At 44.3% G+C, this 26,549-nt stretch carries 23 protein-coding genes; 9 read left to right on the top strand and 14 right to left on the bottom strand.

Annotated features, from left to right (window positions below; genetic code table 11):
• Positions 1-16: 16 nt before the first annotated feature.
• The 8 genes from A596_RS18935 to A596_RS18970 all read right to left on the bottom strand — a co-directional run bounded on the left by A596_RS18935 (position 17) and on the right by A596_RS18970 (position 6,249).
• Entirely contained in the window at positions 17-460 is a 444-nt protein-coding gene (locus A596_RS18935) for a response regulator (protein ID WP_039917762.1), read from the bottom strand.
• 47 nt (positions 461-507) lie between these two features.
• Positions 508-2,004 carry a sensor histidine kinase gene (locus A596_RS18940; RefSeq protein ID WP_039917765.1) on the bottom strand — a complete coding sequence of 499 codons (1,497 nt, stop codon included), beginning with the start codon at positions 2,002-2,004 and terminating at the stop codon, positions 508-510.
• Between the two features lie 5 nt (positions 2,005-2,009).
• Positions 2,010-2,225, bottom strand: a complete 216-nt coding sequence (locus A596_RS18945) for a histidine kinase dimerization/phospho-acceptor domain-containing protein (protein WP_039917769.1) — start codon at positions 2,223-2,225, stop codon at positions 2,010-2,012.
• A gap of 15 nt (positions 2,226-2,240) precedes the next feature.
• On the bottom strand, positions 2,241-3,560 hold the full coding sequence (locus A596_RS18950; RefSeq protein WP_039917772.1) for a sigma-54-dependent transcriptional regulator: 1,320 nt from the start codon (positions 3,558-3,560) through the stop codon (positions 2,241-2,243).
• A gap of 393 nt (positions 3,561-3,953) precedes the next feature.
• A complete protein-coding gene (locus A596_RS18955) occupies positions 3,954-4,412 on the bottom strand; it encodes a hypothetical protein (protein ID WP_039917775.1) in 459 nt (152 codons plus the stop codon).
• Positions 4,413-4,428: 16 nt separating this feature from the next.
• Complete coding sequence (locus A596_RS18960) at positions 4,429-4,716, bottom strand: hypothetical protein (protein ID WP_052417683.1); 288 nt, start codon at positions 4,714-4,716, stop codon at positions 4,429-4,431.
• A gap of 44 nt (positions 4,717-4,760) precedes the next feature.
• The gene (locus A596_RS22775; RefSeq protein WP_039917778.1) at positions 4,761-4,922 is read right to left on the bottom strand and encodes a DUF1328 family protein; all 162 of its coding nucleotides are present in this window, start codon (positions 4,920-4,922) and stop codon (positions 4,761-4,763) included.
• A 244-nt stretch (positions 4,923-5,166) separates the two neighbouring features.
• Positions 5,167-6,249, bottom strand: coding sequence for an AI-2E family transporter (locus A596_RS18970; protein WP_039917781.1), 1,083 nt, complete (start codon positions 6,247-6,249; stop codon positions 5,167-5,169).
• Positions 6,250-6,537: 288 nt separating this feature from the next.
• Between A596_RS18970 and A596_RS18980 the strand changes: the two genes are divergently transcribed.
• The 6 genes from A596_RS18980 (at position 6,538) to A596_RS19005 (ending at position 12,539) form a co-directional block, all read left to right on the top strand.
• Positions 6,538-7,215, top strand: a complete 678-nt coding sequence (locus A596_RS18980; RefSeq protein ID WP_039917784.1) for a BON domain-containing protein — start codon at positions 6,538-6,540, stop codon at positions 7,213-7,215.
• Between the two features lie 210 nt (positions 7,216-7,425).
• The gene (locus A596_RS18985; protein WP_039917786.1) at positions 7,426-8,487 is read left to right on the top strand and encodes a PhoH family protein; all 1,062 of its coding nucleotides are present in this window, start codon (positions 7,426-7,428) and stop codon (positions 8,485-8,487) included.
• On the top strand, positions 8,450-8,959 hold the full coding sequence (gene ybeY / locus A596_RS18990) for an rRNA maturation RNase YbeY (protein WP_235425785.1): 510 nt from the start codon (positions 8,450-8,452) through the stop codon (positions 8,957-8,959). The genes A596_RS18985 and ybeY overlap by 38 nt, the downstream gene beginning before the upstream one ends.
• Before the next feature lie 20 nt (positions 8,960-8,979).
• On the top strand, positions 8,980-9,837 hold the full coding sequence (locus A596_RS18995; RefSeq protein WP_200882971.1) for an HlyC/CorC family transporter: 858 nt from the start codon (positions 8,980-8,982) through the stop codon (positions 9,835-9,837).
• A 147-nt stretch (positions 9,838-9,984) separates the two neighbouring features.
• A complete protein-coding gene (lnt, locus tag A596_RS19000; protein ID WP_039917787.1) occupies positions 9,985-11,535 on the top strand; it encodes an apolipoprotein N-acyltransferase in 1,551 nt (516 codons plus the stop codon).
• Between the two features lie 53 nt (positions 11,536-11,588).
• Positions 11,589-12,539: a DNA-3-methyladenine glycosylase family protein gene (locus A596_RS19005; protein WP_039917789.1), complete on the top strand. Its 951-nt coding sequence runs from the start codon at positions 11,589-11,591 to the stop codon at positions 12,537-12,539.
• A 6-nt stretch (positions 12,540-12,545) separates the two neighbouring features.
• Here A596_RS19005 and A596_RS19010 read toward each other — a convergent pair whose 3' ends face one another.
• The 4 genes from A596_RS19010 to A596_RS19025 all read right to left on the bottom strand — a co-directional run bounded on the left by A596_RS19010 (position 12,546) and on the right by A596_RS19025 (position 20,482).
• Positions 12,546-14,063, bottom strand: a complete 1,518-nt coding sequence (locus tag A596_RS19010) for a tryptophan halogenase family protein (RefSeq protein WP_039917791.1) — start codon at positions 14,061-14,063, stop codon at positions 12,546-12,548.
• Between the two features lie 98 nt (positions 14,064-14,161).
• The gene (locus tag A596_RS19015) at positions 14,162-17,323 is read right to left on the bottom strand and encodes a TonB-dependent receptor (protein WP_039917794.1); all 3,162 of its coding nucleotides are present in this window, start codon (positions 17,321-17,323) and stop codon (positions 14,162-14,164) included.
• A gap of 140 nt (positions 17,324-17,463) precedes the next feature.
• A complete protein-coding gene (locus A596_RS19020; RefSeq protein WP_039917796.1) occupies positions 17,464-18,747 on the bottom strand; it encodes an outer membrane protein assembly factor BamB family protein in 1,284 nt (427 codons plus the stop codon).
• 157 nt (positions 18,748-18,904) lie between these two features.
• The gene (locus A596_RS19025) at positions 18,905-20,482 is read right to left on the bottom strand and encodes a winged helix-turn-helix domain-containing protein (RefSeq protein ID WP_039917799.1); all 1,578 of its coding nucleotides are present in this window, start codon (positions 20,480-20,482) and stop codon (positions 18,905-18,907) included.
• Between the two features lie 211 nt (positions 20,483-20,693).
• Between A596_RS19025 and A596_RS19030 the strand changes: the two genes are divergently transcribed.
• Positions 20,694-21,632 (top strand): alpha/beta hydrolase, encoded by a 939-nt coding sequence (locus tag A596_RS19030; protein WP_052417684.1) that lies wholly within the window; start codon positions 20,694-20,696, stop codon positions 21,630-21,632.
• A 257-nt stretch (positions 21,633-21,889) separates the two neighbouring features.
• Entirely contained in the window at positions 21,890-24,076 is a 2,187-nt protein-coding gene (locus A596_RS19035) for a putative bifunctional diguanylate cyclase/phosphodiesterase (protein ID WP_039917802.1), read from the top strand.
• A 20-nt stretch (positions 24,077-24,096) separates the two neighbouring features.
• Here the strand turns inward: A596_RS19035 and A596_RS19040 are convergent, their stop codons facing one another.
• Together A596_RS19040 and A596_RS19045 are read right to left on the bottom strand one after the other, a co-directional pair.
• Entirely contained in the window at positions 24,097-24,933 is an 837-nt protein-coding gene (locus A596_RS19040; protein WP_052417685.1) for a substrate-binding periplasmic protein, read from the bottom strand.
• Positions 24,934-25,134: 201 nt separating this feature from the next.
• The gene (locus A596_RS19045; protein ID WP_039917805.1) at positions 25,135-25,404 is read right to left on the bottom strand and encodes a helix-turn-helix domain-containing protein; all 270 of its coding nucleotides are present in this window, start codon (positions 25,402-25,404) and stop codon (positions 25,135-25,137) included.
• Between the two features lie 154 nt (positions 25,405-25,558).
• Between A596_RS19045 and corA the strand changes: the two genes are divergently transcribed.
• Entirely contained in the window at positions 25,559-26,524 is a 966-nt protein-coding gene (gene corA, locus A596_RS19050; RefSeq protein ID WP_039917808.1) for a magnesium/cobalt transporter CorA, read from the top strand.
• The last annotated feature ends 25 nt before the right edge of the window (positions 26,525-26,549 follow it).

The raw sequence follows: 26,549 nt of genomic DNA on the forward strand, positions 1-26,549 counted from the left end.
TCTCCGAGCGCCCATATCAGGGCAACTCAACAAACTCCACCCAATACTTGCCGAGAGCTCGCATTAACTCAACCAGTGCATCAAACGTCACTGGTTTGGTAATGTAAGAAGCTGCGCCCAGATCATAGCCCTTAACCATATCTTCTTCTGCTTTGGATGTAGTAAGAATTACCACCGGAATACGACGCAGGTTTTTGTCAGCTTTCATTTTTGCCAACGCTTCGCGCCCATCCATCTTAGGCATATTTAAATCCAGTAAAATTAATCCCGGCATAGGATAAATAGAACGATCGGCATAAATACCGTTACCGTGAAGGTAATTTAATAATTCCACACCATTTTCAACAAAATGCAATTCATTCAATACCCTGCTTTCATGCATAGCTTCATGTGCGAGAAGACGGTCATCCTTATCGTCTTCTGCCATTAAAATTACCAAGGTCTTTTTGGGTAAATTCATAAGCTCACCGTTATCTCCAGAGAGTTCGCACATTACAAAAGACAACGTTAAACATCCAATGGCTCAATCACGGGCTGCGTCATTGGCAAGCGAATAATAAACGTGGCTCCTTCGCCTAATTCACTTTCTGCTTCAATACTACCGCCATGGCGTTCAACAATTTTGCGGCACAACGCTAAACCAATACCGGTTCCTGAATATTCATCACGCCCATGCAGGCGTTGGAATAAATTAAATACCCGATCCGCGTAATGAGGATCAAATCCAATGCCTTGATCAGAAAATTCTATACAACACCATTCCCGTGAATCTTCAACTAATGGGGAAGGTAATTTTTCTTCACAAGTCACTTTGATGATGGCCGGTGCACCTGCCTGTCTAAATTTAAGGCTATTTGCTATTAAATTCATGAAGACCTGCCCCATTTGTGATGCATCTGCATCTATTACTGGTAATGGGTCGATAAACAGTGTGGAACTGGTTTCTTCAATAGCATAATCGAGGTCATCCAGAACGCGCGCCATGACCTGGTTAAGATCAACCTGTACAAAGGGTTTTTGCTTGGTAGTTACCCTTGAAAAACTCAATAAATCATCAATCAGAACAGACATGCGTTCCGATGCTGCCTGCATACGCTGCACATAATCTGCACCGCGCTCACCTAACTCCGAGGCAAACTTCTGCTGTAAACGATCACCAAATGCACGAATTTTTCGCAACGGTTCCTGCAAGTCGTGGGACGCAACAAATGCAAATGCTTCAAGCTCTTTATTACTGCGCTGTAACTCTTCTGAATATTGCATTAATGTTTGCGTCCGGGCGTCAACTTTCATTTCAAGTTCGCTGTTAGCTCTCTCAAGCGCCTTATATAAATCTGCCACCTTCGCAGAATTGCGATATAAAATGAAAAATATCCCTAATGATAAAACCAGACCGATAGAGTTGGTTAACAACAACGAAGCCACAATGAACTGGCGATTATTGAATGCATGGCTTTTATTTTTCTTAAGCCGTTCTGCTTCATCTGTTTCCATCTCCGCAATTAAACCGGTAATCAACTGCATTAAGCGAATCCCTTCATCAGTCCTGACTTTATTAATTGCTTCCCTGTACCTATCCTCTCCCGTCAAGCCCACAATCATTTGCAATTCGTTAATTTTATCCAGCACGTGTGAATATAATTCTTCAAACCTTCTACGTTGCGAAGGACTTCCTTCAGTAGCGTCATTTAACTGATTTAATAAATCATCAATGACGTGCAGGGTTTGATGGTAAGGCTCAAGATATTGTTCATCGGACGTCAATAAAAACCCACGCTGGCTGTTTTCCGCAGCAAGCAATTCAGTTTTTAAATCCTTGATAAGATTGATGGTCTGCAGGGTGTTATTAATGCTGCGATTGTTTTCAGCAATAATATTGACTGAGCGATAGGAAAGGACCGCACTAATAACAAAAAAACTGATGACTGTCGCCAGAACCAGATGCCAGACATATCCCGGTAAGCCGCCAAAACTAACATCGCGGGTAGGTAAGGCATCGTTCATCCTGTTTACTCATTGCCAAACTTGCTTGAAGAAGTTTTCACCTCATCCAGTTTATTACTGCAATTGCGACACTCATTGAGGATAATCTCAAAAATGCGGATCGCACGTTGAATATCCCCCGTGCGTTCAAGCGTTAACTTTCCCAACTCTGCATTAATTGAAATACTATTCAGCGGATTGCGTAAATCATGGAGCAAGCGATGTGTTTCTGTATCTGACATTTCACATCCCCTCCATCAGGCATCTGCATAGCTATTTAAGCGGTTATACAGGGTTTTCAAACTAATCCCCAACATATCTGCTGTTTGTTTTTTATCGCCGTCAAAATGTTGCAGAGTAATCTCAATCAACTCTTTTTCAACTTCTTCAACAGTTTTTCCTACCGCAATACCTGCAGCATGTTGCTGGTTTATTTTGGAGAATGGTGATGTTAGATCATCAGGAAGAACAATCAGCTTTTGATGGGGATCTGCCATGATAAACGCACGATGAACTGCATGGCGCAACTCGCGCACATTACCCGGCCAATCATAATCTATCAACTTTTGCAGCGATTGCTCGCTGATACCAATGTTGCTGTCGTATTGCTGGTTAAAAATGGCCAGGAAATATCTTACAAGCAATGGAATATCACTTTTACGGGTACGCAGAGGAGGAATATGGATGGGGAAAACCGCCAGGCGGAAATACAAATCCTCACGTAAACGATTCTGCTCGGCAATGTCCAACTCTGTTCGATTTGTTGCCGAGACGATACGTCCTTCTACATCAATAGGGGTAATCCCCCCCAAACGAGTAACCTTTTTGGTTTCCAATACACGCAGCAAATTAGGTTGAAGATCCAGCGGCATTTCAGTGATTTCATCAAGGAACAGAGTTCCCTTGTTCGCCTGTTCAAAAACTCCTATTTTGCGATGTGTAGCGCCAGTGAACGCGCCCTTTTCATGCCCGAACAATTCACTATTAATTAATTCACGTGAAAATGCCCCGCAGTTAGTGGCAATAAATTCGCCATCCACTTTGCTTGCATAATGGATAGCTGCAGCAACCATTTCCTTACCAACACCGCTTTCGCCCAATAGAAGGACGTTCGCCTTGGTCAACGCAACTCGCTCAATCATTTCATAGAGGTGTTGCATGGGCTCGGATTCACCCACAAGAAAATTAAAATGCAGCGGGATATCAGAATTGTTAACACCAACTATCGGTTGGTGATCTACAAACAATGATTGGAGCTGACTCAAATCGATAGGTTTAATCAGGTAGCTGACATTAGATCCGTATAAATTTTTAACTATAGATTTAACGGAAGGATGGCCGGTTATCAGCGTAACCTTGGTTTCGCTTTTCGCAGGCAGGGCCTCCAGCAAATGCAAACCACTGCCATCCGGTAAAATCAGGTCCAATATCATATGTGTAAATTGATACCGACCTATCAACTCGCGCGCTTCCGCAACAGAGTCTACCGCTTTCACGCTATGGCCCAAAAGGCCTAACAGCTCGGCAGTTGCTTCTAAAAAATGTTTATCATCGTCAACTAATAAAACGTCAGCCACGATTCCGACCCTCACTATTGGCTAGCGGCACGCGGGGGCTGATTCTAGCACCACACGGATAAGAGAAATTAGATTAAATCAACAAGTTAGCGATCTACATCACTTTTTCAGCATTTTATTCGGCACTTAAAATAACATACACATTCCAACTGTGATGCCTACTTTAAAAAATAAATGTTGCCGGATCATAATTTCGAAAATGCCGAAATTAAAGGAAAAAGAATGCGAATGAATTGTGCACCAGGCGAGAGATTAACGCTAGCGAAGCGCTGTGCGATAAACCCGATGCCAAATGGCGCCAGAACGAAGATTAGGAAAGATGCATGTTTGGACTCGTATCCACTATTATTTTGCAAACAAGCTTGCAAGGCGATTTCTCGGCTTACCAACTGACTATTTTTTAGCTTCACTCGATCTACCAGATCCATCAGCAAACCCCTTCATGAATTTATCTATATGTGCCCGGGTATAAGGCAACGTCATACGCAACCGATTTTTGGCATAGAACCATCGACACACAATCAACAATAAAAGCTGTTGAAGGAAAAACGCAAATAGCCCCACACCTGGCTGCTCATTGATCGAATACAGCATCCACGCCACCCATGCCGAGAAAGAACACCAGGTCAACAAAATGATGGGCATCATTAAAAACCATAGCATTAACACCTTGGGCGCAGATTTTATCGCCAATAAAGCCTCCATGCGTGCCAAATCGACAACATCATTCACAAGCCCGAGAATCTGCTCACCGAGCAATAATGTCTTCTCAAGATCACCCGGCTTGTCGGGGATATCCTCTGAAGAAATATTTGCTCCAGAGGATTTCTGCCCTGGATCATGAATACTCATGATCAATACCCCTTAGCTAGCGCTGTAATAATCGGGATACCAACCAGCCAGCCGCAAAGGCCACGCCGACAGCAACGAGGGGGCGTGCTTTTACAACCTCTTCAGCCTTTTCTTCAAGCTCCAGCGCCTTTACTTTACCCTCCTGCAGCTGGGCTTTAGCAGAAGCAGCAGAAGCATTGCCAATCAGGCTTACAGCGTCATAAATTTGCGCTGTCGCATCCTTGAACTGGGCAATGGCCTCAGCAACAGTAATATCATTGAGCCGTCCATTTTCGATATTTTTTAACGATGGTTGAGTAGCCATAATTTCACCTCTTATTTAATAATAAGAACAGTTTATTTATCCGGTCAAAATCGACGCCGGCCAAATACTAACGACAACACTAACAACACCAAAAATATATAAAACAGTATTTTCGCGATTCCCGCTGCTGCTCCCGCAACACCACCAAATCCTAAAATAGCTGCAATGATAGCGACAATAAAAAACACTATTGAGTAGTACAGCATAGAGTTCTCCTTTTTGCACATTTGCGCAATTACACATTTCAATCAATTACTTTTCAATCTGCATGCCAAATTTGATAACTCATCGCTATTATTATTTTTTTCCCGAAAAAACGTTTGATTACAGCCAAATAGGTTAATAATGAGGCTACCAATATGCTGCTAAATAAATTTTCCTTCTAAAACCCGGGCGTTTATGGCTTGAAAACTTGAAAATATTGCAAAAATAGAAATTATTACAGGCAGGTTATTTCCTGGCGATCTCTGAATCCAGGATATTTATCCAACCACCAATGAGATTCAAATGAGAGGCGAGAATCTTAAAGCAGACCAACAACGGGATGGCAATTAACAAGCCTATAACGCCCCAAACCCAGCCCCAGGCAAACATCCACAACACCACAAGCAATGGGTTCATATTAAAACGCTGGCCAAGTACAGTCGGCGTAACCATTTGCGATTCAATAAAATTGAGTACAGTAAAAGCACCGGGAACCATGAGTGCCGCAGCCACAGAATTAAATTCTATAAACCCTACCCCGGTAAGAATTACCGTCAATAACAGGGCACCTACATAAGGAGCAAAATTAAGAATAGCCGCCAACGCGCCCCATAATAACGGGTCGTCTACTCCCAGGAGCGCCATCGCTATGCCCGTAGCAACCCCCAAACCAATGTTAATCACCGAAATTACCAATACATAACGGGAAATATCATCGCGTACCGTTTGAAAAATGATAACTGTTTTCTTTTTTTCACCAAATGACGACTGCGCCTTTACCAAATTACGCATAAGATCATCGCCATATTCCAGGAAAAAATACGTAATCACAAACACCGAAAAAATTTGCATCACCAATAATGCTGTAGTTTCCGCAACAATAGGGAACGCAGACAACATTACGCCTTCAATCATATTTGCAACTGTATTATCGGAGGCCTTATTAGCTAAAAAAGTTGTCTTGAGTGCATTAAAGGATTCCGATAAACCATCCATTTGTACGGCAAGTTTATCGCCAAGTGCAGGCAGATTATTTAACCACTGGCTGGCAGGTTCAATTAAAAATCCAAATGCGAAAATAAGGCTAAAAAACAAAATAATGACAACGATTAAAGAGGCCAACGCATGGGGGATTTTATGCCCGGCAAGAAAACGCACAAGGGGACTGGAAAAAAGGGCAATAAACCCGGCAACGAGCACCGGCAGCAGTAAGGTGCGGCAAAAATATAATGTATATAGTAATGCGATAACACCTAAAAATTTTAAGGCAAGAATGACCGTCTTCTGCTGCAGCTTTTCTACCTCATGAATAATGATCCGCGTGTTCATTGCCTGTCCCCTGCATGGTATGTTCACTTTCCTTTGCCATTTCCATACCACATATAAACATCATCTAAAAGTTACATTTTTTGAATTTTTTGCAAAAAATCAAATACCGTTTATACCCGCCTGAATTTGGAAAAATAAAGAATATACAAACACTTATACCCGCCTGATGAACCTGGCATAAATTCCGCTGCCCCACGAACTGCGCACACCACAGTGATTAAATTTTTGTACTGCAGGTAAGGCGCAATTATCCAATGAACACCGTTTTTGGCGAAAAGGAGAAAAATCATGAAATCACTACAATTCCAACCACTTTCAAGTGCATTTATTTTTGCAATAACAATGGTGACGATATCTACAGCAAATGCCGCTGATGGAACACATGATCCGCACGTAGATAAACAATCAGCCCAGGAATATTGGGCAGAGTTCAAACAGGACAGCAAGCAAACCTGGAAAGACAGTAAAGAGGCATTTAAAGATGGGTGGATTGAAAGCAAGTTGGAAACGGCACTTGTTTTAAATAAATACCTCAACACGTCGGATATTGATATTAATGTGGATAACAACATCGCCACCTTAAGCGGTGAAGTGCACTCAGATATTCAAAAAGAACTCGCAGAAAATATTGCTTTAGGTATTGAAGGTATCGACTCAGTCAAAAATAATCTCAAAGTCGTAGCAAAACCCGCCGCAACCGCCAATACGCAAAGCACATCGGGGAAACCTCCTCGTCGCAGTTTTTCGCAGTATGTCAATGATGTATCGACAACCGCTGCAATTAAAACCGAATTATTGGCCTCTAAAAATGTTGAAGGCCTGGAAATTAATGTAGACACCTACAACAACGTTGTAACCTTGTCAGGCAAAGTAAACAGCGGGGCGCAAAAGGACCTCGCCCAGGCTATTGCAGCAAAGCAAAATGATGTTAAAAATGTGGTAAACAAATTGGATGTCAAATCGTAACCATTCATAGCGGGAGTGGAGATGCACGGCATCTCCACATATTAAATATAAATATATACTTTAAATACATAAGGTTATGATTAATACCTAAAGCATAACAATAAGAATAGTAACGTTAATTAGCATTGCAGCGACTAATTTGTACTTTAACCTCCCTGCTGAATGGTTTAGTCTTACCTTAACTTAAGCTGAAAGAGATCAATACCTGCTTTGAATAGTCACGTCACCTCCGCCCCGGAAACCGTTACCCACCAGCTAAGCCTGGAACCGGGTGACAGTCGCCGACTTGCGAATCTCAACGGTCTGCTAGGTCAGCACCTGCGTCAGATTGAAGAACGCCTTGATATAGAAATCCGCCACCGCGGCACTGATTTCGAGCTAATTGGTCCTGCGGATACTATTCGCGCCGCTGCCGAGCTCTTACGCAACCTCTATCAATTAACTGAACACGCCGAGCTCACTCCCGACGAAGTTCATCTGGCTTTGCAAACCTCAGGTATAGAACAGCTTATGCAACAACTTGATCAAGCCGACGCACAGGCATTCCCCGCCACTGATAACGAGGCTCCGGCGAAGGATAGCAATGGCGATGAAGGCATTACCCTTATTCGCACAAAAAAATGCACCATTAAACCACGCGGCTTAAACCAGCAACGTTATGTGCGGGCAGTTCAAAAGCACGATATCAACTTTGGCATTGGCCCGGCCGGTACCGGCAAAACCTACCTGGCGGTTGCCTGTGCAGTAGAAGCACTGCTCAAGAATGAAATCGAACGAATCCTGCTGGTGCGTCCGGCAGTGGAAGCGGGCGAAAAACTGGGCTTTTTGCCAGGAGACCTGGCGCAAAAGGTAGACCCTTACCTGCGCCCGCTCTACGACGCATTATTTGAAATGTTAGGGTTTGATACTGTGGGCAAATTGATGGAACGCGGTGTTATTGAGGTCGCCCCGCTCGCCTTTATGCGCGGTCGCACGCTGAACAACTCGTTTGTAATCCTCGACGAAAGCCAGAATACCACTCGCGAACAAATGAAAATGTTCCTGACCCGTATTGGTTTTGGTACTACCGCAGTCATTACTGGGGACCCTACCCAGATCGATTTGCCGCGCGGTATGGCATCCGGCTTGCGCCACGCGATTGAGGTACTGGATAACGTCAACGGGATTAGCTTTACCCATTTCACCTCGAAGGACGTCGTTCGCCACCCGATCGTGCAACGCATTGTGGAAGCCTATGACGCTTTTGAACAAAAGCAGCCAAAAGCCGACTGATATGTACCAGATTGATATTGAAACCAATACCAATAGCCAGCATTTACCGGCTGTTGCTGCGCTGGAAACCTGGATTGCTGCTGCGCTTAAAAGTCAGGAACTGGACGAGGCCGAAGTCAGTCTTTATATAGTAGATGAGGCTGAAAGCCAGGAATTGAATTCGCAATACCGGGGTAAGGACAAGCCAACCAATGTGCTTTCCTTCCCTGCGGACATCCCCGAAGAAGTAGGCATTCCACTTTTGGGTGATCTCGTTGTATGCGCACCGGTAGTAGAACGGGAAGCGCAAGAGCAAGGCAAAACACTGGAGGCCCATTGGGCTCACATGTTGGTTCACGGCAGCCTGCATTTACTGGGGTTTGATCATATTGACGATGACGAAGCCGAAACTATGGAAGCACTGGAAACCGAAATCATCACCGGGCTGGGATTCCCAGCCCCCTATCAAGACTGTCTCACTGCTGAAGAATAAAGACCTTGGGAACTATCATCATGTCGGACGAACATCCGAGTAGCACCACCACCGAAAAACACGAACGATCCTGGCTGGATAAGCTCCTCCACGCCTTCAGCGCGGAACCGAAATCCCGCGATGAATTGATGGAAATCATTAAAGACGCCGCCGATAACCAATTACTGGATCAGGAAGCCCTGAGCATCATTGAGGGTGCGATGGATGTTTCGTCCTTGCAAGCCCGCGAAATTATGGTGCCGCGCTCCCATATCGTGGCCATTCGCATTGAAGATTCCCCGCAGGAGTACCTGCCAAAAATTATCGAATCCGGCCATTCCCGTTTTCCGGTCATTGGTGAAAACATCGACGATGTGCGGGGCATTTTGCTGGCGAAAGATTTATTACCACTCGCCCTCAAAGGCACTGATAACTTCAACATCGAAACCATCTTGCGCCCGGCGAATATCATTCCCGAGAGTAAACGGGTAAATATTTTGTTGCGTGAATTCCGTGAAAACCGTTACCACATGGCATTGGTGATGGATGAATACGGCGGGATCACCGGCCTGTTGACTATTGAAGATATTCTTGAAGAAATCGTTGGCGAAATTGAAGATGAAACCGATGAGGAAGAAGAAACATCTGATTACATCAAGCGTGTAAGCGAAAATGATTACATCATCAAAGCGCTTACTCCTATCGAAAGTTTTAACGAATTTTTCGGTACCATTTTCAGCGATGAAGATTTCGATACTCTCGGCGGCATATTAATGCAGGAGTTTGGCCATTTGCCCAAGCGGAATGAAGTTGTCCAATTGGACAACATGCAATTCCGTGTACTCTATGCTGATAACCGTCAGATTCATTTGCTGAGGTTGACGATTTTAAACGACTGACCTAATCATTTTATGAAATAGGAAAAGGCTACCTAGCGGAGGGATTGTTACCCTGCTGTAGTACCCGATCCCTGGTTAAGTCTAACCATTTAAATCCAATAAAATCCCGCCTTCTGGCGGGATTTTTTTAAACTATCGAAAATAATTATGATTGCCAGAAATGTTTTAAATTTACCCGATAAATATGTACTGTTAATCGCACTGATAAGTGGTGCATTCATTACATTGAGTTTTGCACCGTTCAATGTCTGGCCAATTACCCTGGTGAGCCTTATTGCATTTGCGCTACTTCTGAAAGAGCAGCCATTAAAAAATGTATTGTGGCGAAGCTTTGCGTTCGGCGTTGGATTTTACTGCGCAGGCATTCACTGGATTTACACCAGCATTCATCATTTTGGTGGCGCATCTCCGTTATTTGCAGCCTTCCTGGTATTTATTTTCGCCTGCTTTATGGCTGTGATATTTTGCATTCCATTTTATATTTTCGGAAAATGGTTTAGTTACAACCGCTTTGCAATAACACTTGCCCTGCCCGCCTGCTGGATGATGGGTGAGTGGATTCGCACCTGGTTACTGACCGGTTTCCCGTGGTTATATCTGGGTTACGCCCACTTAAATACCTGGCTTGCCGGCTGGGCACCCGTCGCTGGCGTAATCAGTATCAGCTTTATTCTGGTGTTCGGCGCCGGTGTAATTGCAGAATGGTTGTGGCGCTATAGAAGCGACTCGATTAAGAATATTTCCCTCGTTATTCTCAGTAGCTGCGCAATATTGTTTTGGGTGATGGGTGCAGGCTTAAAAACTATCACCTGGGCCGAACCAGATACCAAACCCATCACTGTCGGGATGGTGCAACCTAATATCGATCAAAGTATTAAACTGAGTTTTAATCAAGCGTCCACTATTGCTGCATTGAATCAATTACGCGAATTAAGCAATGATTTATGGAAAAATAATTGGGTAATTTGGCCCGAAGCAGCCATCCCGACTTCGCTGACTTATCACGATGCCCTGCCTTTCCTGGAAGAAATAAATAAACAGGCATCCCTCAATGAATCAGCTTTATTTACCGGTGTCATTTATGAAGACCGCGAACAACAAAAATATTACAACTCGGTTGCCGGTTTGGGTAATGGTTATGGTTTTTACCACAAGCGCCGCCTCGTGCCTTTTGGTGAATATGTTCCATTAGAAGATCAATTGCGCGGATTAATTGAATTCTTCAATTTACCTACATCATTTATTCACGTTGGCCCACAAGACCAACATGGTTTGATTGCCAATGGTGTACGTATTACACCAGCAATTTGTTATGAGATTGTTTATCCCGATTTAATTGCTACTGCCGCTAAAGAGACTCAAGTATTGTTGAGCGTAAATAACCTCGGCTGGTTTCTGGATTCGATTCAATCCAAGCAATTTATGCAAATGGCTCAAATGCGCGCATTGGAAACTGGCCGCTACCTGGTGTACTCAACAAATAATGGCCCCAGTGCCATCATCGATAATAAGGGCAAGATCCTGAGCAAGAGTGATTCCTTCAAAGCCCAAACATTCACTGGCACTATTTATGCCGTTAAAGACTGGACACCCTTTATGATCGTTACCAGCGGCCCAATAGTATTGCTTGCCACATTGATTTTACTGGCGCTGGCCACGCCACAAATGTTGCGTAAACCTGAAGCCAGCACCGGCTAATTATTTCAAATGTCACAGCAAGATTGTTCTAATACCATCTACGAATAATATTTATGCCAATAACAATTAGCACACGCTTCACGTTGCCGGGTAATTATCAACGGGATAACTTTTTTACTTTTCATCAACGCGATACGCAAATGCTATCGGAGATTGTAAAAGATAATCAGCTCATAAAAGGTATCTGCTGGTATGACCTGCCAGCACAACTCACAGTGACATTAAAAAAGCAGCAACTCACAGCTGAGTTACACATAGATTCAGGGCGTAAAAAACTCGACGCTGTATCAATAGAGAAAGAGTTGCGACACCTCGTAAAACATATGCTGGGCCTTAACCAGGCCGTCGATGAATTTGAATCTTTCATTCAATACCACCCTCATCTTGGGCCTCTTATCGCCAAACAATCCGGGCTGCGTGTTCCACAGAGTGCATCCGCCTTTGAAGCGTTGAGCTGGGCAATTACCGGCCAACAAATCAGTGTTAATGCTGCAGTATCACTACGACGCAATTTAATTCGTTACGCCGGGGTGCAACATTCTTCCGGTATTTATTGTTATCCAGGCGCCGCACAACTGATCAGGTTTACGGTAGATGAATTACGCTCGCAAGGTTTCTCACAAACCAAAGCGCAAACAATACTTGAATTGGCCAGGATGATTTATTCAGGCCAATTGCCGCTTGAGCAATGGTTGCGCGATTATTGGAACAACAACCGGCTTCCTGCGCAGGATATTTATGATCGGCTGATACAGGTTAAGGGAGTTGGCCCCTGGACAATCAATTATGCGCTCCTGCGTGGATTTGGCTGGCTCGATGGATCACTCCATGGTGACGTTGCTGTACGGCGAAATTTGCAATGGTTATTAGCGTCTGACAAGTTGATAAATAAAGAGGAAAAAATCAGCGAAGCCGCAACGAAAGAATGGCTCGTCGAATTCTCACCCTGGCGAGCATTGGTCGCGGCACATTTATGGGCAATGCAAAAAACAGATGGTTATTAGCGCACATTATTGTGCGCAATAGTTAGCGATATAGTCTGCATGTGTTGGCATAGCATTAACAGAATTGGCAACTACTGATTTTATTTCAGAAAAAAAATTTCTCAGTTGTTGCTCAGATAAAACATCCACTAACGGATGATGATTATTAGATTCCAGCCCTTGGCCTTGCATAACTGCAAACCAACTGTCCTCGGAAAAAAGTTCATTGCTATCGTGATATATCTTCCCCTCTTGCCGATATAAATCTATTCTCTTTTCCAGGCTATCTGGAATTGGCATGGTACGGCAGTAATTCCAAAAAGCAGAATCTTGCCGATGGGTTGCTTTATAGTGGAGCACGATAAAATCTCTGATAAACAATAAATTCCGCTGCAAAATCTCATTATATGCATCTATATTGCCTTGGTTAAAATATTTGCCAGGAAAAAACTCCAATAACTTTTTGATACTGGTTTGGATTAAATGGATACTGGTTGATTCAAGGGGCTCAATGAATCCGCTGGATAACCCTACAGCCACACAATTTTTATTCCAGAATTTACGGCGCATTCCGGTTTTAAACCTCACAACGCGAGGCTCTGCCAATAGGCCTCCTTCAACGTTATTTAATAAAATCTGGCGGGCCTGTTCATCGCACATAAATCGGCTGGAATAAACGTGGCCATTGCCAGTACGATGTTGTAATGGGATATGCCATTGCCATCCGGCTTTTTGGGCAACAGAGCGCGTGTAAGGCTTGGGAGGATGTATATTCGCGGTTGGTACAGCGATAGCACTATCGCAAGGCAATAAATTACTCCAGTCTTCATAACCTGTGCCCAAAGCCTCTTCTATTAAAATGCCGCGAAATCCGCTACAGTCAATAAACAAGTCTCCCGAATAAACCCTTCCGTCTTCCAACAAAACAGAATCAATAAACCCGTTGTCCTCCTGTAATTTTACCCGGGTTATTTTTCCTTCAATTCGCCCAACGCCTTTATTTTCAGCATAATTGCGCAAATATTTAGCATATAAACCCGCATCAAAATGATACGCATACTTGATATTACCCAGAGGTGACCGGGTGATATTCAGTGGATGCATAAATTTATTATTGCGCGCGGCCAACGCCCCAACAGAATAATCTTCCGGATTGTAATTACCTCCCTGCTTGCTCATTTTTAAAAAATAATTATAAAAATGCAACGAATCTATATTGACACCATAGCTGCCAAAAGGATGGATATAAGACTCACCCACATTTCCCCAGTTAATGAATTCAATACCTAATTTAAAGGTTGCCTGGGTGCTACGCATAAAATCCTGTTCATCAATTCCGAGGATTTTATTGAAAACACCAATATGTGGAATAGTGGCCTCACCCACACCAATAGTACCAATAGCATCTGATTCAATTAGCTGGATAGAATATTTATCATTGCCCAATACTTTGGCGAGTGTGGCTGCAGTCATCCATCCGGCCGTGCCGCCACCAACAATAATAATCGTGTTAATTCGTTGTGAAATATGCGCATCAGAATTCATAAGGCTGCAATAGCTCCGTGAAAAAGCGTTCGAATCTACTGGCAAAAACGCCCATGCCATTTACATGGCATGGGCAAATGAGAACCAGAGGGGTTAGATTAAAAATTGGCTCTCAAACTGATGGCATAACGTTTATCAGTGATAAAGTTAAGCGAATCTGTTCTGTCTCCGGATTGGTTTAGTTGTACCTGGGTTTCAGTTTCTGTATCCAATAAATTGGTTGCCTCAAAACCAATTTTAAAATTGTCATTAATGTTATAGAAGAAAGTAAAATCGAGAGACCCTACATCTTTGGAATAAACCGGTGCAAATTCATTGGAATCACGACGGGTAATTAAATACTCCGAACGCCATGTATAGGCAAGGCGCGCGGAAATATCGTTGTACTCATACATACCTACGATGTTGTAGTTTTGATCTGAATAACCCGGTAAAGGTAAATTAGTGAATTGACGGAAAGTGGCACGGGCATCGCTTAACTCCGTACCATCCGCGTTGAAACGTACACCACCTGTGCCAGTAGCTGCATCATCATTCATATCTTTTTGGTCGACATAGGTATAGTTCAGCTGCAACCCCAAACCGCTGAATGCACCCGGCAGGAAGTCATAAAATTGGCTATAGGCCATTTCAAATCCCTGAATCGATCCGGAACCATCATTAACTGGTCCTGTTAATGAAAATTTCTCTTTAGCTCCATTGCGCGGATTAACAACTTCAACCGGCACAGTTCGATCACGGAATAAATTATCAACGTCTTTCCGGAATAAAGACGCAGTCAAAGAACCCGCCTCTGCAAAATACCATTCAGCCGATACATCAAAATTGACGGCCTCTTCAGGCTCAAGGAAAGGATTGCGCTGATTACCACTTAATTCTGCAGTGACACCAATTACCGGATTGTAGTTAGGTAAATTTGGGTTTTCTTGCAATGGCTTATTTGAAATTTGACGACTTTCCGTAACCGAAACACTTGCAACCCTGGAGTTGCGCGTTAAATTTAAGGCAGGGAAAAATAATCCTTTGGATACCCCAACGCGCGCAATCACGTCATCAGCAACATCCACTGCCAGGTTAAAACTTGGTAGCAGGGTAGAATAATTTGTCCCCTTGATAGTAGAAGAAATACCACCATTCGGATTAACCATTTGTAGCAAACCGGGATATTTCTGATTAAAGAAGGTTTCACCTGCAACACTGCTGAAAGTCGGACGAGAGGTAGGTAACAACGTAAAACCTGTAGACTCCAACTGATAATTCACATAGCGCAACCCCAGGTTACCGCGCATTGGCATAGCCAATTCATCGTTGCCAAAATCTACTCTGACATAAGCTTCAGTGCGCTCTTCATTTGTTGAAGTTACATGGAAAGGAGCGAAGGGAGTACCCGCTATACGATTAGGCAAATCCATTTGCGACATGTAGCATTTTGAATTTGTTTGAGGATAACTATTTTCATCGCCACCGCCATAAGGGGCACGCGAAAAAGTACCGCAGCCACGGCGGGTAAACTCCGTAAAGTTTTCAGCATTGCTCATTTTCGGAAAATAAAAATTAGTATTTCCGCCCACTAAACCGCCATTTTTATAAAAATCACCAAAATCAACTTGCTCCCATTCATCAGGTACCACATCAGGAGAGCTGGCATCTCCCTCGCCCCCAATCCAGGCTCTATTGAGCGCGCCCCAGTTAGAATATTCAGTATCACGAATGGTTAAGTCTTTATCCGTATAATAAATACCGGATTTAATATTTTTGAACCAATCGCTATCAAGGCCGTATTCAATATCCAACGCTATAGCATCTGCAGTTCCATCTGAATCAATGTTCTGATCAAGGGCAGAAGCAAGATAAAGCGCTTTGTTGGTACTGTTATAGGTAGCATTAGCCTGGGTAAAACGTGGATCAATATAAGTAATTTTTGGTTTGCTTCCACGCAGGTCTACATCAGCATCACTAATGGTATTACGAGCATGGCCGTTTACACCGTAATTCTTTACCTGTTGGGTAGACTCAATGTGCTGATAGTCGATATTTATTTTTAGTACATCAGTGGGTAGCAATGAAACATTAAACGATACATCTTCAACAACGTCATTGGCGTCATTGTAACGGGATGAGATATTGGTGTGGTTATTTGTTCCTTTTACTCTACCGCTGGTAAAAAAACCGCTATTGAGCGTTCGAGGGGAATTATCAACAAGATCAAGATAATTAGGCAAAGGGCCATCAAACCCCTGCACCTGTGCACCAATAACACGTTCGCGCCATGTCAAACTTGCATCTGATTTAATATATTCCAGGGTAGTGATAATACTTTCATCAACATTTTGCCATTGCAATGAACCGGCAATACCAGTGCGTTCACGATCATTATTTGCTGTACGCAAAGAAAATTGTCCAGGCATATAAACGATTGTACCCGGTGCTTGCCCTTGCAGAGCCCTTCCCTCCAATGGAGAGTTTGGAGCTGCGATATCGCCATCACCGGCACTGGGAATATATGCATCACCACGCGAATAATAATTAGCAACGCCGATACCGTCACCGCGCGATTTAAATTCAGTAAACGATGCACTGAGCAACACACCAAATTCACCTACACCAGTTTCCCAGCGGTCGCTAAATAAACCGGAATATGAAGGAGAAATTTCTTCACGGAAATCACCATAGCTGGCCTTCGTCGATAACATAATAATTCGATCAGTTGCATCAAACGGTTTGCGAGTAACCAAATTCACCGTGCCAGCGATACCACCCGCAATTAAATCTGCCGTCTGGTTTTTTACCACTTCAACAGAACCCAATAATTCCGGGGAAATATCTTCAAAATTCAAACCGCCATTGGGATTAGCGCTAAAAGAATCACGGCCATTGATTTCACTGCGTACGCGATCCAGGCCACGAATCAACACACCGGAACCTTCATCAGCAAAATGGTTAGGGTCAGAGGTATCTGCAAAACGTTCTACAGTTACCCCTGCAACACGTTGCAGCGCTTCGGTAACACTTTTGTCCGGTAATGCGCCTATATCTGATGCGGTAATTACATCTTTGACAGTATCGGCATTGCGTTTGATGTTTTGTGCAGAGTCGATACTGCTTTTCATACCGGTGACAATAATTTCATCCAGTGCAGGATCTTCGGCAACCTCAACTTGCGCCATTAAGGGTGCACTTAAGGAAATAATAGATAAAGCCAGTAAGGATTTTTTAAAGTCCTTGCGGGATGCGATCAGGAATTTTTTGGTGTTTGTCATAGTTAGACCTTTATTTTTTTATCTCTCACTTGTGTTGGATTTATGGGTAAACCGTTTTTTTAGGCAAAAACCTCCCCGGCTAACCATAGAATTATGGTTAGCGCTGTTTAAAAGTTAGTGGAATGAGTAAAACGCTTTAATCAGTAGTCAAAAAGCAATATTTCCCCGGTGGCAGTGACAGCAATTAATTGGTTATTGCCCCAAATCGGAGATGCGATAAATGCGCCTAATGATTTCACCAATTCAACACCCGCCTGGGTTTGCATTTCCGGCGCAAATAATTTTTCACCGCGTAATTTTCCAGTTTTACCATCGACAATATCATTAATATCTGCGCGGCCTTCCGCTGTTTGGTAATACCATATTTTTTTACCGGTGTTTTTATCAAACCCGTATAGTTCACCCGCCATTGTTCCTACAAACGCATAACGATCCTGTACTAATAGCGGCGTGGCGTAAGTCCACAAACGAGTATCTGCGCGATATTTTTCCAGGCCGGTTTTTTTATCCAACGCCAGGAATAATCCGGTATCCGAGGTGGCTATATAAATATTCTTATCGTCAAGTGCCGCACTCGCCAAAACCCAGCTATTGGCCGCATCGTAACGCCATAGCAACGCACCATCACCCTGGCGAATGGCATACATAAAACCGTCGCGCGCACCAACATAAACATTATTGTTATCGACAACAGGAGCCGCTGTAATGCCTTGCATTGCAAAGTGTTGCGGATCAGTACCGCCCTGAAAATGCCAGAGTTCACTACCGGTGTTGACATTCAGCGCGAATAATTTGGTGCCCCAGGTTCCAAAAAATATCTTTCCATTTTTAATAACCGGGGACGAATGGATTGCTTCGTCAGCCGTAAATGACCATACCTGCTCGCCGGTTTCGGCATCCAATGCATATAAATTTTTATCGGTACTGCCAAAATAAACCTTGCCATCATGCACAACGGGGGATGATAAATAGAAATCCCAAGGGTCCGGCACCGGTCCCATTTCTGTTGGCAATCCATAACCACCTACGGCTGCAAACCGCCCTTCTCCACCGGTAGCAAAACGCCACAGGCGTTTACCAGTCGCTTGCTCCAGTGCATAGAAAAAGCCATCGCGACTCAGGAAATAAACCTTTCCTCGTGCAACAACAGGCGTTGAAGCAATGCCTGCTTCGGTGTGGTACAACCAGGAAAATTTACGCGATGCCAAATCAAATGAATAAAGATTGCCATTCTCCGCCGCCACCAATAGCTGGTTACCAGACACCACCGGTGTGGAAACAACCGGCGCATACAGCGAATACTGCCAATCCAGTTGTAGTGTTTTCAGTTTGTGATCATTAGCGTGGGATGCGACAGCTTCATGAGGGGCAGAAACACCGCAGCCAAATAGAAAGAGTGATCCAAGTAGTAATAAATGCTTCATGACTAGAGCCTCTGTGATTATTAATGTCAGTAATCCTTACAAGCATTACCACGAGAGAGCTTAAAAACAGATTGTATAAATCGATAATGAAGGAATATGAAGAAGGTTTAAGGAGCTTGCGCATATTCTGCAGCAGCTCCTTAATTTATAAAGAATATTAAAACTCGGGTTGTTGCAATTGTTGCATGATGCTTTGAAAGCGCGGGTGTGTGCGCACCGGATCATATGCCGGGTCGACATTACCCCACAACAGCGGCGATTGCCGCGCGTTAAATGCTTGCTCCAGATAATCCAGGGCTATATCAATTTCACCTGCCGCTAATGCATAGCGCGCCCACGATAAAGGTGGAACATATTGACCAAGGTCAACATTATCTTTACGGGCCAATAACCAACGATGGACCGCGATCAATCCCCCGCGCGCAAATTCATTTTGCACCGTTTGAATATCTGCTTCGCTATAGCCAGAATCGCGCATTAACCACAACCAATGCTGCAAGGACTCGGCATTACGCCCTATGCGGGCATACACACGCTGTGCTGAAATATGGAACTCACGGTCACCAGGTTCTGCTTTATTAATACGTTCCAATTCCTGTAATGCAAGATCATCGCGTTTCTGCATCTGGTAAATCCACACCACTGTAGGTACCGAATAATTAAGTGGATTTAATTGACGGGACTTTTCGACCTGCTGTAGCGATTCGGTAAATTTTCCTTGTGCCAGTAATAGCTGTGCATACTGCATTGGCGCGAGGTCATTCATCGGGTCCAACTGTATTGATTGCAAATAATCCTGCTCCGCCGCCACATAATCACGTACACACCAAAATAAAACATTTCCGCGAGTCACTAGCGTACCCGCCTGTTGTGGATCAAGATCAATTGACTTATTAAGCAACCCCAGGACTTCTGCGCAGTTATCACGTATTGATAACTGCTCCTGCAATAACTTTACCTTTGCCTCCGCAATTCCCGCATAGGCGGGTGCGAAATCGGGATATTGTTGTAGAAATTCACGCAATGACTGGATGGCTTCTTTCAACTCCGCCGGCTGCCAACTCGCAAGTTGTGGACTTATCCGGGCAAAATGGTTATTCGCTTCCTGAAGCAAGGATGCAGAATTATTCGCAGGGGCGACCACTCGGGGCTCTCCAGGCAATAACCTTAAATACACAACCATGCATAGCAATACAGAGAGTGCTACCACCACGATCAAGGTTAAATGCCGTGCAGATTTTTTAACAATTGGAGATGGCGCAACCAATTCCCGTAGCGCATCTTTTTGCCCGGGCGATAAGGCCGGTGTCACGGGCTGTTGCTCATCCTCAGCTACCCATGCACCACCACCAATGGCCGGCGTAATTTTACCAACGGGTTTTGCGTCCGCAATAAATTGATAGCCAACACCAGGAATCGTTTTTATATAGTGCGGCGCGCGCGAATTATCACCGAGGGCTTTACGTAGATGACTAATGGCAACAGCAAGGCTATCTTCATTGACCACTTTACCCTGCCAGATAGTTTTCAGGATTTGCTCTTTGCCTAATACCTCACCTTGATTTTCAATCAGGTACACCAATAGCAAAACCAGGCGATGTTCCAATTCCACTTTCGTGTCACCACGTTGCAGGCTATTGGTGTTCACACACAGGCGCCAATCACCTAACAGGTATTCACGCTCACCGGATTGGGGACGATACAAACGTTCAGTCACAGGCACTCGCTCGGTCATAACCAACACTCATTCATAAAACGCAGCGACCTTAATATCTCTTGCCGATCTTGTCCAGCATCCTTGCATGCACAACCCCAAACATGAAATTAATCTTTATTAAGAATTCTTTAAGAGCCTTAATTGCCTGATGCAATTAATATTTTTATATAAATACCCAACACAACCTGAAGGCGCACTGGCGAGAAAGTAATTGGTAAAGGTAATAGTCATGTCGAACGAAACCCTGTTTTATCCTGTTCATATTTTATTACTGCTACTGGTGCTTACCGGTTGTGGTGGCAATGGTGCTGGTGGCTCAAGGGTTATGACCACTACCCATTCCTCCAGCAGTGCCATGTCAACTTCGCTCAGCTCTTCCTCCCGTGATTTGGCGAGCTCCGATATTCGCTACCACCGTGTGGCAAGCAAGGTACTTGGAAAAAACATGGGGTTGGCGATTTATTTACCTCCTGGTTACAACCCGGTTCATCGTTATCCTGTGCTCTATATCATGTACGGTTACGGTGGTAGCGAATATTCAATGTTCAATAATTTTATGAGCGTTAACCGCACTGCTGACCGGATGATTGCAAAAGGTAGTATGCAGCCCACTATTCTGGTAGTACCGGATTACGATAACAGTTTCGCGGTGAATTCCACCGCCGCACAAAATCCTGACAGCGACGGTGGCACTATTGGCCTGTATGAAGATTATTTAATCAAAGAAATAATTCCTTACGTTGACCGGAATTTCAGCACAGACAATGACCGCACGGCCCGCTTTATTGAAGGTTATTCCATGGGGGGATTTGCTACACTTTACCTGGGATTCAATTACCCTGAACTCTTCAGCAAAATTGGCGCTCACAGTTCCGCACTGTGGGATTACAGCAGCAGCGATATGTTTATTGGGCAGCGCGATTGGCTTTATAGCAATGCCGAGTTGCGCGCCCGGCGCGATCCCTTTTTGCTGGCGCAATCACAGGATTTACGCAATATCGATATTTATCTGGATGTAGGTACCAGGGATCCATTACTCGGGGTAAACCAGCGTTTCTATCAACATCTGCTAAAACAGGGCATCCGTGTGCAATGGCACAATAATGCCGGTGCACACAGCGCGGTTTACTGGAATGAAAATACTGAGAATTATTTTAGGTTTTATTAGTTATGGACTAAAAATTGATTTATATGAACTTATATAGAGGAAGGAAATATACATTAAAATTTTTATCAATTAGTAAATCAGGACATTATCTCCCAGGTTAAACGGTTGTAATTCCATGTAATAGTAAAATTATAAAAAATAGAATAACAAAAAGATGCGTGCATAAAATTTGGCGCATCTAACCTTATATCAGCGCTGAAATTATTTTCCTTCTCTATACTCCATTAAATGTGGCACCCGTATATGAGGAAGCGTCGATGAAATGTCCGGCAATTTTCCCTAATGAGCCTGCGCGCTTGGCAGCACTTGCCAATTACGGCCTGGACGAAAAACAGGGATTGCAAAGCCTCGAACCTGTCGTAAAAATTGCTTCACGAATGTTTGATATGCCAGTTTCCGCTGTCAACATGATTGGTAATGACCATGTTTTTTTTGCAGCCAGCACCGGTGTTGGTGAAGTGGATATGGACCGCGATGTTTCGTTCTGTGCTCACGCCATCAATCAAAATGATGTGATGGTGGTTCCCGATGCGCGGATTGATGACCGTTTTCACGATAATCCATTAGTGACAGGGGCAACCAATTTGCGTTTTTACGCTGGCGTTCCGCTGCATTCCCCGGAAGGATTAGCGTTAGGCGCACTGTGCATTATTGATGATAAACCCCACTATGATTTTTCTGATGAAGATCGCACGCGATTGAAAGAATTATCCAAAATGGTATCGGACCGTTTGGAGCTGCAACGAATTAAATTCAATAGCGAACGCGAGCGTCCCGATTTTGAAAACTATGCGGCAAGCTCTTCAACCCCGGTGATCTGGTTCGATGAAAAACGGCGCATCATCGAATGGAATGAAGCGGCCATTAAAAGTTTCGGCTACGAGCGTTACGATAAGAATATTTTACTGTTTGATAAATTAATCGCACCGGCAGATCGCCCTGCCCTTAATCAACTCATTAACCAGGCTATTGCTATTGGCTCATTAAATGGATTGCAGATTCCTACGGAAATTAATGGCCGGCGCCAGGATGCCCATGAATTGCATTTTGGTTTTTCATTATTTTGCTGGAAACAAGCAGGACAAATAAAATTTGAAGCCATCCTGAAAGATTTGACTGAACATCAACGCGAAAAAGAATTGTTGCAACAACAGGCCAATCAGGATGCGCTAACCGGCCTTGCTAATCGTGCGCGTTTTTATCGCGCAGTGGAAGATACTGTGATTGCCCCGCTACCCGCCACCGTTTTTATTATTGACCTCGATGGATTCAAAGACATCAATGATACGCTGGGCCATAGGGTGGGCGATGAAATCCTCCGCGAAATTGCACGACGATTAAATGCATTGGTTGATGAAAATTCCACACTCGCGCGTATGGGTGGCGATGAATTTGCCATGCTAATTCCCAACCTTAGTGATGCACAAAAAATAATCCAATTAACAGCGGACATATTGCGCCAGGTCGCCCAGCCGTTAAATGTATATGGCCAGTTACTGCGAATCACTGCAAGTTGCGGCATTGCTTCTGCACCCGCACAAGCACAAGAAGCAATGGAGTTAGTGGGCGATGCAGACCTTGCATTATTCAAAGCCAAAAGAGCAGGACGCGGACAATATTTTTTATTCACCGCCGATTTACGTGCAGAAGCGGTAGCACGGCGTCGCTATGGGCTGGAACTGCATCGCGCTGTTGATGAAGGTGAATTCCTATTGTTCTATCAACCGCAAATTAACCTGGCAACAGGAAAAGTTACCGGCGCCGAAGCATTGATCCGCTGGAATCACCCCAAGCGCGGCTTGCTTGCCCCCGCGGCGTTTTTACCGGCGCTGGAAGCCGGACCCTTAGCTGCAACGGTTGGCTCCTGGGTGATTAATGAAGCCTGCGCACAAACAGCCTATTGGCGCCGCAATGGTGCTGCTGATTTTCGCATGGGCATTAATTTATTTAGCGCACAATTTCGCACCGGTGATTTGTTTGCAGAAATCATTGAAGCATTGGATCGACATGGCTTGCCGCCACAAGCATTGGAGCTGGAAGTTACTGAAAATATTGTATTGGATAATGACGAAATTATTTTTACGATACTGGAACGCTTAAGAAATTACGGATTGGCAATTGCCTTCGATGATTTTGGTACGGGTTACGCCTCGCTCAGTTTATTAAAAACCTATCCGCTAACACGCATTAAAATAGATCGGTCTTTTGTACAAAACATGCTGACATCAAAACGGGATGCAGCCGTAGTAGGCGCTATTCTTGACATGGCGCACAGCTTCAACCTGGAAACGATTGCCGAAGGTATTGAAACTAATGAATTGCACATTGCATTACTGAATGATAAATGCGATGAAGGCCAAGGTTATTTATATGGCAAACCCATGCCTGCCCTGCAATTTGAAAAACTGTTAGGTATAACCCGCACGCGTGCAGTGGCGAGCTAATATTAATTGTGCGGCCAGCTTCATTGGGGTTGATCACCAGGGATGGTTGCATCCGTGGGAAATGCTGTTTTCGCAGGCCACCAGAAAGGTTTTATTACCGGGATTCCCTGGCGGGCTTGCGGGTTATCCAGAATAATAATGTGGCGCTTATCGAGTTGGGCACGTGCGATGTCCTCGCCATAATAAGCCTGGAATAATTTGGAAAATGCACCACTGGCCTGTATGCGTTTAAGCCCCTCTTCAATTCGTTGCGCAAGTTGTTCATTATCTTTATGGACAAAAAAATACACCGGAATGTTGTAGTAAAACGCAAAACGGTTTTCCACGCGCAAATCCGGATACTGGTTTTTAAAATTATCCAGTTCGGGCCAGACTTCAATTAAACCTCGCGAAAAATAATCAAAACGGCCGCTTTCCAGCATTTTAAACAAGGTTTCGTATTTGGTTGCCGGGAGCACTCGAAAGCCATTACTTTTATAAATGTCGTAATCAAACCAATTGGTATTGAATCCACCAAGCATTTTTTCGCGCAGTTCTTTAGCGTTTTGGATGCGATCAAAGCGGGGCTGCGAGGATTCTTTAATCAGCAACAAGCGCAACCCCAACAATCCTTGATCCAATGGAATAGGCACAGCCCGAAACGATTCTTCCCGCTCGCGGCTGGTTGGCACAAAGGCTATATGAATGCGTCGTTGCTGTAACAACACCATACCCCGCGCCTCGGTAATTTCTGTGGTATGGGGCTGGTAAATTTGAACATCGGTTTTGCCGTAATCACCTTCGGTCACATCGAGCGCCTGACGCAGCAATGCAAGGTAATATTGGTAACGGAATTCTTTCTGGGAATACAAGAGCACCTGGTGTTCCCCGGCTAGAGCAACCGGGGGTACCAGCAAGAATAGCGATCCCAACACTAAAGATCTGAAAATGCAGAAAGGCCTAAAAATAGAAATTAAGGTTTGCCGCAGGCAAGGCCCTGAGTATCGCCCCCATCGCAACATCAAATACCCTCACCTGTTTTTGTTGTAATGCCCATGAGTATAGCCAAGCCTCACGCCTTAAGGGTATTCCAATACGTCTTTCAAGTGATCAATATTCGTCTCGACCCAATGTGCATCCACCGCGCCCCACTTAATAAGCGCGTAATTGCCATTATCATTTGCCAGCTCAATTGCCAACTCGTGGATTGCCGCCAGAGTATCCTGCGCAGTGCGCCGGGGCATGCCGGTAGCGCTGATAATTTTGGGCACGGTATTTATCCCCCGGGCAATCAACCAGGCAACATAAATGCGGCGATAAAAACTGGTTTTGGTTTTACTATGACTCATTATGTTCATTCACCCTTGATATATAGTTACAGACGGATAATCCACCACAGGCTAAGCTACACACAACGCCTGGCTCCGTTAAGACATCCATTGATTATATAACGAGCCGGGCCTCACCTCGTTAGCCAATACCCATACCGCGCGGAGAATTTACATGCTGATCAATTGCGTTGCTTATCAGGAAGGGAAAAAGCTCTGCAGTATTCCCGCCGAAGACATCAGCGAATACCTGAAAATTAGCGACTGCTTTGTATGGGTTGCGTTAAAGGATTCAAACCTGGAAGAACTCGCCCAGATGCAACATGAATTTGGTTTGCATGAGCTGGCAGTAGAAGATGCCCAGGTAGGCCATCAGCGCCCCAAAATTGAAGAGTATGGCGATTCATTATTTGCGGTAATGCACACCATCGAAATGGTGGATGGTGAAATCAATATCGGGGAAGTTGATGTATTTGTCGGTGAAAATTATGTGCTCTCCACACGCAATCGCACCCAGCAAGGATTTTTAGGTGTCCGCGCACGTTGCGAACGCGAGCCACACCATTTAAAACAAGGCCCTGCATTTGTGTTTTACGCATTGATGGATGCAGTAGTGGATCGTTACTTTCCCGTCGTGGTCGCGCTGGAAACGGAATTGGAAATTATCGAAGAGCAGATTTTTACCAAAGGTTCGCAACGCGCCAATATCGAACGTCTTTACGAACTGAAACGCAAAGTCACCACATTAAAACATGCCGTTGCACCATTAATGGAAGCGGTCAGTAAACTTGATGGTGGCCGTGTTCCGCCAATTGTTTCCAACACCAAAGATTACTTTCGCGATGTGCACGACCATCTCTATCGCATTAATACTTCCATCGATTCTATTCGCGATACCATTAGCACCGCGATTCAAGTGAATTTATCCATGGTGAGTATTGATGAAAGCGAAGTGAATAAACGCCTCGCTGCCTGGGCAGCTATTTTTGCGGTTGCGACTGCATTTGTCGGTGTGTGGGGAATGAACTTTGAACACATGCCGGAGCTGAAATGGAAATACGGTTATCCGGTATCACTGGTAGTGGTCGGCATTATCTGCAGTTATTTGTATTATCGCTTTAAAAAATCGGGCTGGTTGTAAAACTATTTAACATTGCATTATTGAG

Origin of the sequence: Cellvibrio mixtus subsp. mixtus J3-8 (assembly GCF_000766945.1) — a bacterium.
GTDB lineage: Bacteria > Pseudomonadota > Gammaproteobacteria > Pseudomonadales > Cellvibrionaceae > Cellvibrio > Cellvibrio mixtus_A.